The sequence below is a fragment of the Bradyrhizobium sp. ORS 278 genome, from assembly GCF_000026145.1.
In the GTDB taxonomy this organism is placed as follows: Bacteria; Pseudomonadota; Alphaproteobacteria; order Rhizobiales; family Xanthobacteraceae; genus Bradyrhizobium.
Genome location: NC_009445.1, coordinates 6225724 through 6238658 on the forward strand (window position 1 = coordinate 6225724; position 12935 = coordinate 6238658).

Sequence of the window (12935 nt, forward strand, 5' to 3'; positions counted from 1 at the left end):
TTGGCGCACAATGACTACGTCAGATCACTTTCCATCTTTTTGAGCCGCAAGCAGCTCCATCTGCCTTTGCCAAAACTCACGGGACCAGGCCCGCATGTTGGATTCCTGAATTGCTACCAGTTCAACCCCGCGATGAGGATCAAGTCGAAGGCTTCCGGCGACAATGCCGAATCCGACTCCAACCCTGCTGCAATCAGTGAGATAAGTAACTATTTTGAGTACGTCACCGCCAATCGATCCCTTAATAACCCGATCAACTCGTGCGCTCATCACAGCCATCTGTCCCCCGCTCGAAGAATCGATAATATCGGCTTCCCTGCTCACGATCGTTACCTCGACGATAACGGGTGCACCAAGCTCAGTCGGGACACGTTCGTATATGATATCTCGTTCTGAGCTTGGCCCGGGGCAAGCCGATGCCTGAGCGTGGGCAAATATGCTTACGACTAGAAGAAGCCCCGATATCCGCAGCGCACAGACTCTTGAACATGAGATTCGGTTAACCCGGTTCATGCACACTCCTCTCCATCAGCCGCTCGGTCCGTTTTATTCCCGAATCTGCTCCGTGACAGCCGAAATCAATCAGTGCGTAAGGCGGATCAGCCCAATCGGCCTACCGGACTGCCCGTGCGGCTGCCCCTCACCCCAACCCTCTCCCCGTGAAGGACGGGGAGAGGGAGCGCACCGTTGTCGCAGCAATAGCTCGGACACGTTGAAAGATGGGCCGGTTCATTGGGGCAATTGTTGTCGGTGCAGCCGGTGCAATCTCTCCCCGCTCTTGGCGGGGAGAGGTCGGATTGCGCAGCAATCCGCGTGAGGGGCATGGCACAAGCGCAACTCCGCGGAAGGTCCATCGGACCTACGTGTCAGCCCCTCGCGCCACCAACCACCTTACTCCCTGAAAGTAGTCGTCGCGGTTAGTGCCGTCATAGCGTCCTGACTTCATACAGCAGGCCTTGAAACCTGCGTCCGGAGCCGCATGGGCATAGATCGTTGCGGCCGAGCTTCTCGCTCAGTTCGACGTCGCCGTGAACGAACCGCCGTCCACGCTTCACATACGTTTCCGAGGGATAGGAATTCCGCCGCTTACGCGTGACGCTGAAAGCTGGGGAGGTTGTCGAGATCATGGATCTTGCGCATGATGGCCTCCATCGGTTGAGCGCGCGACCGACTGCCGCGCGCGTCTGGTATCAGATGGCGCTGGACTTGCAAAGCTCTGCGCAGCGCTACGAGCGGATCAGGTGAGGTTCGCACAAAGTTGGTCAGGGCGCGAGCCGCAGGAACAAATGCCAATCGTCCTCTCGCTGTCATGCCCGCGAAGGCGGGCATCCAGTACACCGTGACGTCTCGATGACGCATTGCTGCCGCAGAATACTGGATCGCCCGGTCAAGCCGGGCGATGACGGCGGTTGTTGTCATTGCGAGCGGCGCGACAATGACAGTGTTTTGTTTGATCCGGAGCGACGCGCGTGCCGAGAGATCTGTCAGACGCAGTTTGCAGGCGGCGGCTTGTGTGACTTTTGGTATTTGCCCGCGCATTGTCGTGCCAGAGACGTCGGCAAATCGGGCGTTGCCGCGAAATTCCCGTCAACCCCTTCCGAAAAACGAAAATAGCTTGACGATTTAGCAAAATCAGCATTATTCTCCTCCCGTTCCGTTGCGTCGGAGGGGACGTATCGCGGTCGTCACGGACGTCGGCAGCGGAATGCGGTGGGCATGTCGGGTCGCAGCGTGAAGTGATTTGCGCCGACGAACGATCCGGCCTGCACGGTCAAGTCGCGCGGTCCTGATACCCCGAAGCTGGTATCCAGTGCGATGCGCGTAAGCGCATTGTCGCGATACGGTGGCCAAAAGCCGGCGCACCGGGGAGAACGCGAAGCAGCCGTCAAAACCATCGCACGGGGAAGGCCGGGTGTCCTCGGCCAGACCTGTGGTGACTGCCGCCTGCTTTCTTTTCTGCAGGCGGGCCACGGGCGCGGCCAGCGCCCGGCCTTCCCTGCGCCCTTTGTGAGGAGGGCGGATCATTGGGCATAGCTCGGACGCAAAATGCGTCGCGGGATCGCTGAGGCTCATCTCCACATGTCGATAGACAACGTTGCGATGAAAGGCATTGCGAGCGCATTCGTAGCCCGGATGAGCGCAGCGATATCCGGGTTCAAGTGCACAGTTCGTGTGAACCCGGATGTCGCTGCGCTCATCCGGGCTACGGAGACGGCGCTCGCCGGGCGCGCTGATGGCCACACACTCTGCCGTCATCGCCCGGCTTGACCGGGCGATCCAGTACGCCGAGACGTTCGTGATTGGATCGATGGGCCACGGCGTACGGGATTCCCCGCTTTCGCGGGGAATGACAGTAGGGCTCAAAGCGACGTTTTCAATGTGGGGACGACCGACTGGGTCAGACGGCCTTGTTCTGTATAGTCAGCCGAAAGGCCTCGACCAGCCCGTCGCACGCGACAACCTCAGTCCATCAACCTCAATCGAACAGGCTCGACACCGACTCCTCCGCCGCGGTGCGGCCGATGGCTTCGGCGATCAGCGGAGCGATCGGCAAGGCACGGACGTTCGGGGCGCCGCGGACGGCTTCGGTCGGCAGGATGGAGTCGGTGATGACGAGCTCCTTCAGCCTGGAAGAGCTGATGCGGGTCGCGGCGCCGCCGGAGAGCACGCCATGGGTGATGTAGGCGTAGACGTCCTTGGCGCCGTATTTCAGCAGCGCATCGGCGGCGTTGACCAGCGTGCCGCCGGAATCGACGATGTCGTCGATCAGGATGCAGGTACGGCCCGAGACGTCGCCGATCACATTCATGACCTCGGATTCGCCGGGACGCTCGCGGCGCTTGTCGACGATGGCCAGCGGCGCGTTGATGCGCTTGGCGAGGCCGCGGGCGCGCGCCACGCCGCCGACGTCGGGCGAGACCACCATGACGCTGGAGAGGTCGAAACGATCCTTGATGTCGCGCACCATCAGCGGCGCGGCAAACAGGTTGTCGGTCGGGATGTCGAAGAATCCCTGGATCTGGCCGGCATGCAGGTCGAGCGTCATGACGCGGTCGACGCCGGCATGGGTGATCAGGTTGGCGACCAGCTTGGCCGAGATCGGCGTGCGCGAGCCGGACTTGCGGTCCTGCCGGGCGTAACCGAAATAGGGAACCACGGCCGTGATGCGGCGCGCGGAGGCGCGGCGCAACGCATCGGTGATGATCAGGAGCTCCATCAGGAGGTCGTTCGCCGGATAGGACGTCGACTGGATGATGAAGACGTCGGAGCCGCGCACGTTCTCCTGGATCTCGACGAAGATCTCCATGTCCGCGAAGCGCCGAACCACGGCCTTCGTCAGCGCCAATCCCAATTCGCTGGCGATCGCGGCGGCGAGCGGCGGGTTGGAGTTGCCGGCGACGAGCTTGATGGAGCCGTTCTTGGCCGACATCGCGATTTCTCCTCGCGGTTCGCTGGAGACCTTGTTGAGCATATCGGGCAATCCGTGGAACCGGCGGTTTTCTACGGGCGAGGTGATATCAAGGACACTGCGCGCATGGCAACCCGCCGCAGGTGTTTTCCAGGTCAAAAAACGGCGCAAAATGCGCCTGTTTGCCTAATGGTCGGTGTAGCCGAGGGCGGCGACGCTGCTGCCGTCCGACATGGCAGATACGGAGCCTTGCGATGCAGGCTCGGCGGCGGCGACGGCAGGTCCGCGGGTGGCCGGAGCCGCCGGCGCGTTCCCGGCCGGCGCCGTGCCGTTCAGCATGCTGGCGAGCCCGCTGAAGCCGGCCTGCGCGATTTTCCGAAGCACCATGTCGTCGACCGAGGCCCAGGGATCGCGACCGCCATCGCGACCGCCACCGCGGCCGATCGGCTCCTCGCCGGACAGGCGCAGCGCGCGCTGCTGATTGCGGTCGTAGATGTCGAACACCCAGGCGACCACGCTCTTGCCGTTCACGACCTGCGCCGAGAGATAGGTGCGGACGCGATAGGCCGCGGGTGCCTCGCGCGATACGATGGCGAGGCTGCGCAGCTTGGACTCGCTGTCGAGCACGCCGACCATGCGATCGAAGATCTGCGGCGGCGGCCCGTCGATCTGCTCGAAGGCGATGGTCGCGCCATCCGACGCCGGCGCCATCGCATAGGCGCTGGCCGGACCACCGTTGCCGCCGCTGGCGCAGCCGCCGAGCGATGCGGCGGAAACGATCACCACGGCGGCAACGCAGGCGTGCTGCGCGGCGCGGCTGATCAGTTCAAGTGTTGTCGACGCTCCCCTCATCGTCGGGAGCGATATCGTTAAAATCGATTAACGTCTAGGTCGCGGCTGCCACAGAACGGGACAGAGTGCACCCACTTGTAGAGAAAGGGTTAAGCAATCCACATGCGGCCACAATCGCGCCCCGCTTCAGCCTTCGAGCATGATCGCATGGACATGCCGCCCGTAGTCCGGTTCTTTCCGGTGTACCGAGCGGCGGTAACTGAAGAAGCGCTCGTCGGAATAGGTGTCGAGCCCGAGGTCGTCGATCAGCAAGATGCCGGCGGTCTCCAACCGCATCCGGATGAAGCCGCCGAGGTCGAACATCGCGTGTCCCTCGCGCGTCGAGGGCAGGAAGAAGCGCGCATGCTCGGCATCGTCATCGATGAAGCGGGTAACGAATTCGGCGCCCACTTCGTAGCTCGGCTGACGGATCAACGGACCGATCGCGGCGATGATCCGGCCGCGCTCGGCGCCGAGCTCTTCCATCGCCTGCAGCGTCGATTCGAGCACGCCCGTCAGCGCCCCCTTCCAGCCCGCATGGGCCGCGCCGATGACGCGCCTTTCGGGATCGACGAACAGGATCGGCCCGCAATCCGCCGTGGTGACGCCGATCGCAAGGTTGGGCGTCGCGGTGACCAGCGCGTCGGCCTTCGGCCTGGCGGCGCCGTCCCACGGCCCGGTCGCGACCACGACGTCAGGCGAATGGATCTGGTGCACGCTCAGGAAGTGCTCCGGCGCGACGCCGAGTTGAGCCGCCATGCGGCGGCGGTTTTCGCGGACGCTGTCCGGCACGTCGTTCGATCCGAGCCCGCCATTGAGACCGGCATAGATGCCCTCGGACACGCCACCCTCGCGAGTGAAGAACGCGTGGCGCAGGCCCGGAATGGCGGACATCACATCCGATGACAGCAGCATCATGCGCCTCCGGTCTTCTCGCTGGTGTGCTCGTCGCTGATACCGGCGAGCACGGGAATCGACGGATCGGATACGCCGAGCACCTTGAACAGCGAGCCCATGCCGCCGCGGCCGCCGCTGGTCAGCCGCTTCAAGCCGCTGGCGATATCCTCGGAGACCTCCGGCGAGGCCTTCTGCATCAGGGTCAGCGCGCGGGTCTCGATGCCGAGCCGCTGCAGGAACTCGCCTTGCGTGATCGGGCCGTGCACGCGCGCGCCGACCGCCTCCGCGGTGCGCGACAGCGCGTCGAAATCGACATGCGCGGTGATGTCGGCGAGGCCGGGCGTCTTCAAGGGATCGGCGAAGCTGTGCCGGGCGATCGCCTGGAACGTATCGCCGACGTCGCTGCGGACATGGCCGTAGTCGATGATGACGGCGGCGCCGCGCTGCTCGCGGAGACGGCGGGCGATCGCCATCATCTGGGTATCCGGCCGCCATTCGAAGATCGCGCCGGCCGGCGCCGCGCGCACCAGCGGCGACAGCAACAGCTCGAAGCCCGGCGTCGGATCGGCGGCCGTGCCGTAGACGAAGTTCTCGTCATCGTCGAGCTCGACCACGCGCTCGTGCCAGCCGGTCTCGCGCCTCACCATCTGGTGCACCGGCAGCACGTCGAAATATTCGTTGGCGAAGATGACGCTCGGCCCCTCCGGCACCTCGTCGAAGCTGTCGTGCCAGGTGACGTTGCGCAGGCCGGTGAGCGTGGCCTTCTGTTTTTCCCGCAGCACCGGATTGATCTCGACCAGATGCACCGAGATGGTCTGGTACAGCGGCGGCAGCACGCGCAGCGCGCGCAGCGCATCCGACATCATGGTGCCGCGGCCGGGCCCGAGCTCGATCAGCCGGAACTGCTGCGGCGAGCCCGCCGCCTTCCAGATCGAGGCCGCCCACAGGCCGAGCAGCTCGCCGAACATCTGGCTCACTTCCGGCGCGGTGGTGAAATCGCCCTCGCGTCCGAGCGGATCGCGCGAGATGTAGTAGCCGTGCTCCGGATGCATCAGGCACAGCTCCATGTAGCGCCACACCGGCATCGGTCCGGACGCCTTGATCAGCCGCTTGATCTCGGGTTGGAGCGGAGAAGTTTCGATCACGGCTGGGCCTGCAGCGAGGGAGTGGCGTGATGGACCTCGGGCTGGCGCAACGCCCTGATCACCAGGATTGCACCGACGATCAGCATCGGCACCGAGAGCACCATGCCCATGGTGAGGCCGCGCCAGAGAAAGCCGAGTTGCACGTCGGGTTCGCGGAACAGCTCGCTGACGATACGCGCGATGCCGTAGAGGCCGATGAAGCCGCCGAGGATCAGGCCCGGCCGCTTCAGCGCGCCGAAGCGGATCATGATGGCCAGCGCGATGAACAGCACGACGCCTTCGAGACCCGCTTCATAGAGCTGGCTCGGATGACGCGGCAGATGGGTCGGATCGTGCGGGAAGATCATCGCCCAGGGCACGCTCGCATCGGCGGCGCGGCCCCACAATTCGCCATTGATGAAATTGGCGATGCGGCCGAGCAGCAGGCCGATCGGGGCCACCGCGGTGGTGATGTCGCCGAGCGACAGGATCGGCAGGCCGTTGCGGCGGGCGAACCAGATCACCGCGACCACGCAGCCCATGAAGCCGCCATGGAACGACATGCCGCCGTTCCACAGCTGAAAGATCTCGAGCGGGTTCTTGATAAAGAACGGCAGATTATAGAACAGCACATAGCCGGTGCGGCCGCCCAGGATGATGCCGATCGTGGCCCACAGGATGAAGTCGTCGAGCTGGAGCAGCGAGATCGGCGCCGGGCCGCCCCACAGTCGGTCCTTCTTCAGCAGCGAGCGGGCGTAGAGCCAGCCGATCACGATGCCGCAGATATAGGCCAATGCGTACCAGCGGATCGCGAACGGACCGATCGCGATCGCGACCGGGTCGAACACGGGAAAGTCGATGAGGAGAGGCGTCATTCACAGGCTTTCGTGGGCACGGCTTTCCGTTTCGGCAAGCACGCAGGCGATGCGGGCTTTGAACGGACCCCGCCGCAGCGGCGTCGCGAGATCCTTCGGGGCCGCTCATACAGCGCGGCGAACCGGCCTCACAAGTACGATGACAAGGAAACCGAGGCGTGACAAGACGAGCCCATCTTGAAGCCGGCGGGCCGGATCGCCATTGTGTGATCGCGCGCGTCGCGCCAGCGGAGTTTGACCATGACCCAGACCAACAACCGGTTTTTCGACGAGATCGGCCGCCTGATGAACGACGCCGCCGGCGCCGCCCAGGGCATGAAGCGCGAGGTCGATTCCGTGATCCGCAACCAGGCCGAAAAGATCCTGAACGATCTGGACATCGTGAAGCGCGAGGAGTTCGAGGCGGTCAAGGACATGGCCCGGCTCGCCCGCGAGGAGAACGAGGCGCTGAAGGCCCGGATCGCGGCGCTGGAGGCCCGACTGGGCGGGGCGGCCGGCGGTCAGCCGGGCACCGGCAACGCGGACGGTTGAGGCCGGGCGGACCGCACCGGGGCGGGTGGATGGGGCCGCCGGCCCCTTCATTTCCTTGTCATTTCCCGGGTTTGCCGCTAGAACGCCGCCACGTCCGCGGCCCCCGCACCCCTGGAGGCTTGCCGAAGGGACGTCCAGCAACGGGCCGCATTGCGGCCTTTAACTTTTTAAAACAAGGACTTGAGCAAGATGGCGACCGTCAGAGAACTGAAGGCGACCGCCCGTCCGTCAGTCGGCAAGGGGGCCGCACGGGCAGAGCGTCGCGCCGGGAGAGTGCCCGGAGTGATTTATGGAGACAACCAGCCCCCGCTGCCGATCTCGGTGGAAGACCGCGAGTTGCGCCAGCGCATCCTCGCCGGCCGGTTTCTGACCACGATCTTCGACGTCACCCTCGACGGCAAGAAGCACCGGGTGATCCCGCGCGACTTCCATCTCGATCCGGTCAAGGACTTCCCGATCCACGTCGACTTCATGCGGCTCGGCCAGGGCGCGACCATCCGCGTCAGCGTGCCGCTGCACGTGGTCGGCTCGGAAGGCTCGCCGGGGGTGAAGCGTGGCGGCACGGTCAACATCGTGACCCACACGCTCGAGCTCGAGTGCCTCGCGGAGAACATCCCGCAGTTCATCGAGGCCGATGTCAGCGCGCTGGAAATCAACCACTCGCTGCACGTCTCCGACGTCAAGCTGCCGACCGGCGTGAAGACGCTGTCGCGTGGTGAGGACGCGACCCTCGTGACCATCGTGCCGCCGTCGGGCTATGGTGAGGAGCAGAAGGCCGCCGCTGGCGCTGCCGCGGCCCCGGCCGCTGCCGCCGCTCCGGCCGCCGGTGCCAAGGCTCCCGCTGCCGCTGCGAAGGCCCCTGCTGCCGCGGCCAAGGCCCCCGAGAAGAAGAAGTAAGCCGATCCACTGTCGGAGCGCGCGGGCAGTCCCCGTGCGCTCCGCAGCGACGGCAGGTCCCGGTCCCGCGCCATGCTGCTGTTCGTCGGTCTCGGCAATCCCGGCGCGAAATATTCGCGCAACCGGCACAATATCGGCTTCATGGCCGTGGACGAGATTTCTCGACGCCACCGCTTCTCGCCGTGGCGCCGCAGGTTTCAGGGCGAGACCTCGGAAGGCACGCTCGACAGCGAGCGCGTCATTCTGCTGAAGCCCACGACCTATATGAACGAATCCGGCCGTGCCGTGCAGGAAGCGGCTAGCTTCTTCAAGCTCGGCGTCGGCGACGTCACCGTGTTTCAGGACGAGCTCGAGCTTGCCCCGGGCAAGCTGCGCGTGAAGGTCGGCGGCGGCATCGCGGGCCACAACGGGCTGCGTTCGATCTCGGCGCATCTCGGCAACGACTACCGCCGCGTCCGCCTCGGCATCGGCCATCCCGGCGTCAAGGAGCTGGTGCACGGCCACGTGCTGTCGGACTTCGCCAAGAGCGAGATGCCCTGGGTCGAGGCGCTGTGCGAGGCGGTGGCCGACAACGCGGAATTGCTGACCGGCAAGCGCGACTCCACCTTCGCCAACAAGGTGCATCTGGCGCTGCAGGCCAAGGGTTTTCTGGACAAGGGCGACGCCGGCGCCGCGTGAGGCGCGCGCGACGTCGCCGTGAGAGGATGCGAGACGGGTCATGGGATTCAAATGCGGGATCGTCGGTCTGCCCAACGTCGGCAAGTCGACGCTGTTCAACGCGCTGACGGAGACGGCGGCGGCGCAGGCGGCGAACTATCCGTTCTGCACCATCGAGCCGAATGTCGGCGAGGTCGCCGTGCCCGATCCCCGGCTGGAAAAGCTTGCGGCGATCGCCAAGTCCGGCCAGATCATTCCGACCAGGCTGACCTTCGTCGACATCGCGGGCCTGGTGCGGGGCGCCTCCAAGGGTGAAGGCCTGGGCAACCAGTTCCTCGCCAACATTCGCGAGGTCGACGCGATCGCGCATGTCGTGCGCTGCTTCGAGGATTCCGACATCACCCATGTCGAGGGCAAGATCGCCCCGTTGGCCGACATCGAGACTATCGAGACCGAGCTGATGCTGGCCGATCTCGACAGCCTCGAGAAGCGGGTCGACAATCTGGCGAAGAAGGCCAAGGGCGGCGACAAGGACGCCAAGGAGCAGCACGATCTCGTCACCCGCGCGCTGGTGCTGCTGCGCGACGGCAAGCCGGCGCGGCTGCTCGAGCGCAAGCCCGAGGAGGAGCGCGCCTTCGGCATGCTCGGACTCTTGAGCTCAAAGCCGGTGCTGTACGTCTGCAACGTCGAGGAAGGCTCGGCCAAGGACGGCAACAGCTTCTCGCAGGCGGTGTTCGCCCGCGCCAAGGAGGAAGGCGCGATCGCGGTGGTGATCTCGGCCAAGATCGAGTCGGAGATCGCGACCCTGTCGCGCGAGGAGCGCGTCGATTTTCTCGAGACGCTCGGGCTCGAAGAGGCCGGCCTCGACCGGCTGATCCGCGCCGGCTATCAGCTGCTCGACCTCATCACCTACTTCACCGTCGGCCCGAAGGAGGCCCGCGCCTGGACCATCCATCGCGGCACCAAGGCGCCGGCGGCGGCGGGCGTCATTCACACCGATTTCGAGAAGGGCTTCATCCGCGCCGAGACCATCGCCTATGCAGACTACGTCGCGCTCGGCGGCGAGGCGGGCGCGCGCGAGGGCGGCAAGCTCAGGCTCGAGGGCAAGGAGTATGTCGTCGCCGACGGCGACGTGATGCACTTCCGCTTCAACAATTAGCGGCGCCGGACTTTGAGGCGAGGGGCGGACTACATCCGCCCCTGCTCGCGGATCGCGCCGAGATGCTCGTTGATGCGGAAGACGATCAGCACGAACTCGGCGACGATGCGCGACAGCACCATGCCGACGATGATGCCGGCGAGCGACGAGAGCAGCAGCAGGAAGCCGCCGAACGGGCTGATCGCCATCTCGGCAAGCCCGGTGAAGACACCGCGGATTCCCCAGAGGATGACGAGGGCAATGACGAGCCAATAGAACGTCTTGATAATGGTGGGCGTGATGAAGCGGTCCCACTGGAACAAATCGCGAAATTCCAACATCCTGATCCCCCGGCAAAGTCCCGAATCGCAACGCACATCCGTCTTTAAGTCCTGCGCAAATCCAGCACCAGACGACATCACCGGCGGCAGCCATCGATCGCGGTATGCGGCGCCTTCTGGCGCTCTCGTGCGACCGGATCGGACGTCAGCCATGCGAGCGGTCTGGTTGTGATTGCTGCAAAGTGCGGCCACAATCAGGCTTCTTTCAGCCATTCCGATCCCATGACCCTCACCTTCGAAGATTTTCCCCCCGGCCCTTTCGGCAGCTTCGGCCCGCGCCACGTCACCCGCGACGAGATCATCGCATTCGCGTCCGAGTTCGATCCGCAGCCCATGCATGTCGATGAAGACGCCGCCAAACAGTCGATGCTCCGGGGCCTCTCAGGCTCCGGCTGGCACCTCTGCTCGGTGATGATGCGAATGATGTTCGATGGCTTCATCGGCCGCACCGCTTCGCTCGGCTCGCCCGGTGTCAACGAGGTGCGCTGGCTGTCGCCGCTGCGGCCCGATGACGCGCTGATGCTCGATGTCGAGGTGGTGGAGGCGCGCGTGTCGCGGAGCCGGCCGGCGACGGGGATCGTTACGTTCAAATGCAGCGTGCGCAATGCGGCTGGCGAGAAGCTCTGCGAGATGGTGTCGCCGATCATCGTCGAGCGGCGTGGGGAGGCGGGCTGATGCGCTTCTTCGAGGATCTTCAGGTCGGCCAGCGCCGCGAGCTCGGCGCCTACACGTTCACGGCTGAGGAGATCAAACGCTTCGCCGCGCAGTTCGATCCGCAGCGCTTTCATCTCGATGAGGAGGAAGGCCGCAATTCGCTGTTCGGCGGGCTCGCCGCCTCGGGCTGGCATGTCGGCTCCGTCTGCATGAAGCTGATCGTCGCGGACAATCAGCGTCTCGCCGAGCTCGCCCGCGCGCGCGGCGAGACGGTCGTGCTGGGCGGACCGTCGCCAGGATTCCGCGAGCTGCGCTGGATCAGACCCGTTCTTGCGGGCGATACGATCACCTTTTCGAGCGAGATTGATTCGCTCCGCGCCTCCGCCTCGCGCCCGCAATGGGGCATCCTGCAAGCGCGCAACAGCGGCCATAATCAACGCGGCGAGTTGGTGTTTTCCGTGCTCGCATCGGTGTTTGTGCCACGACGACACACGGGTTGAGGCGAAAAGGTCACGTCGCCCAGGATTGTCTTCCCGGAACCAACATCGCGCTAACGCATTCTGAACCCGGACTCTATAAGACAGCCAACCAGGGATCAGGATGTGGGGGATGAGTATGGCAGATCGCGGTGGTCTGAAACTCCTCGGCTTTATCTTTGCCAGCGTGACGCTCGCGGTGATGCTCGCGACGGGAATGGTCGTTAAGGGCTATGCCGATGGCTCTTATACGCTCGAGACGTCGGCCTCGGTCAACGAGTGATCGATTAAGCAGTCGTTAACGGCGGGGCGCGGTGTCGCCGCTCTTCCGCGATCTGGCGGCTTCAGATGAGCACCATGACCGCCATTCGCTCGGTGTCGTCCGGCCTTTGTTTCCATCAAGTTCCCCCCAGACGCAACCAGCCCGTGAGACCGTAAAATCGCACGGGCACGATTCGGTCGCAGGGCCGTCACGGCCCGTTCAGGCACATAGCCTGTCGCTCCACAGCGCCTGTCGCCCACAGCAAAACCGCCACGCGATGACTCGCGCGGCGGTTCACCTCAACAACAAAGCGGAATGATCAGGTGCTACGCAGACCGTCGGCGGCGCGTTTCCACTGGGTCACGTTCTCGGCGATGGCCCGGGTCGACTTCATCGCAGCCTGGCTGAGCTGGGCGTAGCTCGCGATCTCGCGCTGCACCCGCTGGCCCTCGGCATGCAGCAGCTCCCGCAAGCTCTCGAGCTCCCCGATCAGGTTCTCGATCTCCGACAGCGAGGTGCCGGCCACACGCTGGATCAGCGAAGTCACGCTGTTGACCGCCGCATCGGCATCGATCGCGGCCTCAGCCGTCGCGGCGGCATTCGGCCGGCGCAGATAGGCGATATCATTACGCACGAAATCACGAATGCCGGCTTCGACCTCCGAGACCGCAGCGAGATCCGTATCCAGCTCGGTTTCAGTTCCATCGATCTTGTCCGGACGAATGACATTCATCGGCTATTTCCTCAGTTCGCGTTCAAGCGAGCGCGGTGTCCCCGCACGACGAAATTCTCAAAGCCTATCAGTGCGGCCAAATTAGGCCGCAACGCGGCGAAGCTGCGGCG

The 12935-nt window shown here is 64.7% G+C and carries 18 protein-coding genes; 8 read left to right on the plus strand and 10 right to left on the minus strand.

The window, feature by feature from the left end:
- Nucleotides 1-24: 24 nt before the first annotated feature.
- The 4 genes from BRADO_RS35180 to BRADO_RS27890 form a co-directional block, all read right to left on the minus strand.
- Nucleotides 25-324, minus strand: a complete 300-nt coding sequence (locus BRADO_RS35180) for a hypothetical protein (protein WP_157872621.1) — start codon at nucleotides 322-324, stop codon at nucleotides 25-27.
- A 602-nt stretch (nucleotides 325-926) separates the two neighbouring features.
- On the minus strand, nucleotides 927-1127 hold the full coding sequence (locus BRADO_RS35925) for an SEC-C metal-binding domain-containing protein (RefSeq protein ID WP_012029547.1): 201 nt from the start codon (nucleotides 1125-1127) through the stop codon (nucleotides 927-929).
- On the minus strand, nucleotides 1087-1539 hold the full coding sequence (locus tag BRADO_RS35310) for a hypothetical protein (RefSeq protein ID WP_162093040.1): 453 nt from the start codon (nucleotides 1537-1539) through the stop codon (nucleotides 1087-1089). Before BRADO_RS35310 ends, BRADO_RS35925 begins: the two co-directional genes overlap by 41 nt.
- Before the next feature lie 937 nt (nucleotides 1540-2476).
- Nucleotides 2477-3430, minus strand: coding sequence for a ribose-phosphate pyrophosphokinase (locus BRADO_RS27890; RefSeq protein WP_012029549.1), 954 nt, complete (start codon nucleotides 3428-3430; stop codon nucleotides 2477-2479).
- Here BRADO_RS27890 and BRADO_RS35315 point away from each other — a divergent pair.
- The gene (locus tag BRADO_RS35315; RefSeq protein ID WP_162093065.1) at nucleotides 3420-3599 is read left to right on the plus strand and encodes a hypothetical protein; all 180 of its coding nucleotides are present in this window, start codon (nucleotides 3420-3422) and stop codon (nucleotides 3597-3599) included. The two genes, BRADO_RS27890 and BRADO_RS35315, sit on opposite strands and share 11 nt — an antisense overlap.
- Here the strand turns inward: BRADO_RS35315 and BRADO_RS27895 are convergent.
- The 4 genes from BRADO_RS27895 to lgt form a co-directional block, all read right to left on the minus strand.
- Nucleotides 3596-4261, minus strand: a complete 666-nt coding sequence (locus BRADO_RS27895; RefSeq protein ID WP_041757042.1) for a hypothetical protein — start codon at nucleotides 4259-4261, stop codon at nucleotides 3596-3598. The genes BRADO_RS35315 and BRADO_RS27895 overlap by 4 nt on opposite strands.
- A 126-nt stretch (nucleotides 4262-4387) precedes the next feature.
- Nucleotides 4388-5134: a peptidoglycan editing factor PgeF gene (gene pgeF, locus BRADO_RS27900; protein WP_012029551.1), complete on the minus strand. Its 747-nt coding sequence runs from the start codon at nucleotides 5132-5134 to the stop codon at nucleotides 4388-4390.
- Nucleotides 5135-5154: 20 nt separating this feature from the next.
- Nucleotides 5155-6282: a class I SAM-dependent methyltransferase gene (locus BRADO_RS27905; RefSeq protein ID WP_012029552.1), complete on the minus strand. Its 1128-nt coding sequence runs from the start codon at nucleotides 6280-6282 to the stop codon at nucleotides 5155-5157.
- Nucleotides 6279-7136: a prolipoprotein diacylglyceryl transferase gene (gene lgt, locus BRADO_RS27910; RefSeq protein ID WP_012029553.1), complete on the minus strand. Its 858-nt coding sequence runs from the start codon at nucleotides 7134-7136 to the stop codon at nucleotides 6279-6281. Before lgt ends, BRADO_RS27905 begins: the two co-directional genes overlap by 4 nt.
- Nucleotides 7137-7376: 240 nt before the next feature.
- Between lgt and BRADO_RS27915 the strand changes: the two genes are divergently transcribed.
- The 4 genes from BRADO_RS27915 to ychF all read left to right on the plus strand — a co-directional run bounded on the left by BRADO_RS27915 (nucleotide 7377) and on the right by ychF (nucleotide 10380).
- Nucleotides 7377-7667: an accessory factor UbiK family protein gene (locus BRADO_RS27915; RefSeq protein ID WP_012029554.1), complete on the plus strand. Its 291-nt coding sequence runs from the start codon at nucleotides 7377-7379 to the stop codon at nucleotides 7665-7667.
- Between the two features lie 189 nt (nucleotides 7668-7856).
- Nucleotides 7857-8564, plus strand: coding sequence for a 50S ribosomal protein L25/general stress protein Ctc (locus BRADO_RS27920; RefSeq protein ID WP_063822897.1), 708 nt, complete (start codon nucleotides 7857-7859; stop codon nucleotides 8562-8564).
- 72 nt (nucleotides 8565-8636) lie between these two features.
- A complete protein-coding gene (pth, locus tag BRADO_RS27925) occupies nucleotides 8637-9242 on the plus strand; it encodes an aminoacyl-tRNA hydrolase (protein ID WP_012029556.1) in 606 nt (201 codons plus the stop codon).
- A 40-nt stretch (nucleotides 9243-9282) separates the two neighbouring features.
- Entirely contained in the window at nucleotides 9283-10380 is a 1098-nt protein-coding gene (gene ychF / locus BRADO_RS27930) for a redox-regulated ATPase YchF (protein ID WP_009029536.1), read from the plus strand.
- A gap of 29 nt (nucleotides 10381-10409) precedes the next feature.
- Here ychF and BRADO_RS27935 read toward each other — a convergent pair whose 3' ends face one another.
- Nucleotides 10410-10700 (minus strand): DUF4282 domain-containing protein, encoded by a 291-nt coding sequence (locus BRADO_RS27935; RefSeq protein ID WP_041757045.1) that lies wholly within the window; start codon nucleotides 10698-10700, stop codon nucleotides 10410-10412.
- A 222-nt stretch (nucleotides 10701-10922) separates the two neighbouring features.
- Between BRADO_RS27935 and BRADO_RS27940 the strand changes: the two genes are divergently transcribed.
- The 3 genes from BRADO_RS27940 to BRADO_RS35185 all read left to right on the plus strand — a co-directional run bounded on the left by BRADO_RS27940 (nucleotide 10923) and on the right by BRADO_RS35185 (nucleotide 12113).
- Nucleotides 10923-11375 carry a MaoC family dehydratase gene (locus BRADO_RS27940; RefSeq protein ID WP_041757047.1) on the plus strand — a complete coding sequence of 151 codons (453 nt, stop codon included), beginning with the start codon at nucleotides 10923-10925 and terminating at the stop codon, nucleotides 11373-11375.
- Nucleotides 11375-11854, plus strand: a complete 480-nt coding sequence (locus tag BRADO_RS27945; RefSeq protein ID WP_012029559.1) for a MaoC family dehydratase — start codon at nucleotides 11375-11377, stop codon at nucleotides 11852-11854. Before BRADO_RS27940 ends, BRADO_RS27945 begins: the two co-directional genes overlap by 1 nt.
- A 109-nt stretch (nucleotides 11855-11963) precedes the next feature.
- Nucleotides 11964-12113, plus strand: a complete 150-nt coding sequence (locus BRADO_RS35185; protein ID WP_157872622.1) for a hypothetical protein — start codon at nucleotides 11964-11966, stop codon at nucleotides 12111-12113.
- A 298-nt stretch (nucleotides 12114-12411) separates the two neighbouring features.
- Here BRADO_RS35185 and BRADO_RS27955 read toward each other — a convergent pair whose 3' ends face one another.
- Nucleotides 12412-12825, minus strand: coding sequence for a hypothetical protein (locus tag BRADO_RS27955; protein WP_012029561.1), 414 nt, complete (start codon nucleotides 12823-12825; stop codon nucleotides 12412-12414).
- Nucleotides 12826-12935: the final 110 nt, after the last annotated feature.

Excerpts from the sequence above, each read along its gene's own strand:
- BRADO_RS27920 (WP_063822897.1), top strand. The coding sequence starts at position 7,857 with ATGGCGACCGTCAGAGAACTGAAGGCGACCGCCCGTCCGTCAGTCGGC.
- BRADO_RS27895 (WP_041757042.1), bottom strand. The coding sequence starts at position 4,261 with ATGAGGGGAGCGTCGACAACACTTGAACTGATCAGCCGCGCCGCGCAG.
- lgt (WP_012029553.1), bottom strand. The coding sequence starts at position 7,136 with ATGACGCCTCTCCTCATCGACTTTCCCGTGTTCGACCCGGTCGCGATC.
- BRADO_RS35310 (WP_162093040.1), bottom strand. The coding sequence starts at position 1,539 with ATGCGCGGGCAAATACCAAAAGTCACACAAGCCGCCGCCTGCAAACTG.
- BRADO_RS35925 (WP_012029547.1), bottom strand. The coding sequence starts at position 1,127 with ATGATCTCGACAACCTCCCCAGCTTTCAGCGTCACGCGTAAGCGGCGG.
- BRADO_RS27945 (WP_012029559.1), top strand. The coding sequence starts at position 11,375 with ATGCGCTTCTTCGAGGATCTTCAGGTCGGCCAGCGCCGCGAGCTCGGC.
- BRADO_RS35185 (WP_157872622.1), top strand. The coding sequence starts at position 11,964 with ATGAGTATGGCAGATCGCGGTGGTCTGAAACTCCTCGGCTTTATCTTT.
- ychF (WP_009029536.1), top strand. The coding sequence starts at position 9,283 with ATGGGATTCAAATGCGGGATCGTCGGTCTGCCCAACGTCGGCAAGTCG.
- BRADO_RS27955 (WP_012029561.1), bottom strand. The coding sequence starts at position 12,825 with ATGAATGTCATTCGTCCGGACAAGATCGATGGAACTGAAACCGAGCTG.
- BRADO_RS27915 (WP_012029554.1), top strand. The coding sequence starts at position 7,377 with ATGACCCAGACCAACAACCGGTTTTTCGACGAGATCGGCCGCCTGATG.
- BRADO_RS27935 (WP_041757045.1), bottom strand. The coding sequence starts at position 10,700 with ATGTTGGAATTTCGCGATTTGTTCCAGTGGGACCGCTTCATCACGCCC.
- pgeF (WP_012029551.1), bottom strand. The coding sequence starts at position 5,134 with ATGTCCGCCATTCCGGGCCTGCGCCACGCGTTCTTCACTCGCGAGGGT.
- pth (WP_012029556.1), top strand. The coding sequence starts at position 8,637 with ATGCTGCTGTTCGTCGGTCTCGGCAATCCCGGCGCGAAATATTCGCGC.
- BRADO_RS27890 (WP_012029549.1), bottom strand. The coding sequence starts at position 3,430 with ATGTCGGCCAAGAACGGCTCCATCAAGCTCGTCGCCGGCAACTCCAAC.
- BRADO_RS27940 (WP_041757047.1), top strand. The coding sequence starts at position 10,923 with ATGACCCTCACCTTCGAAGATTTTCCCCCCGGCCCTTTCGGCAGCTTC.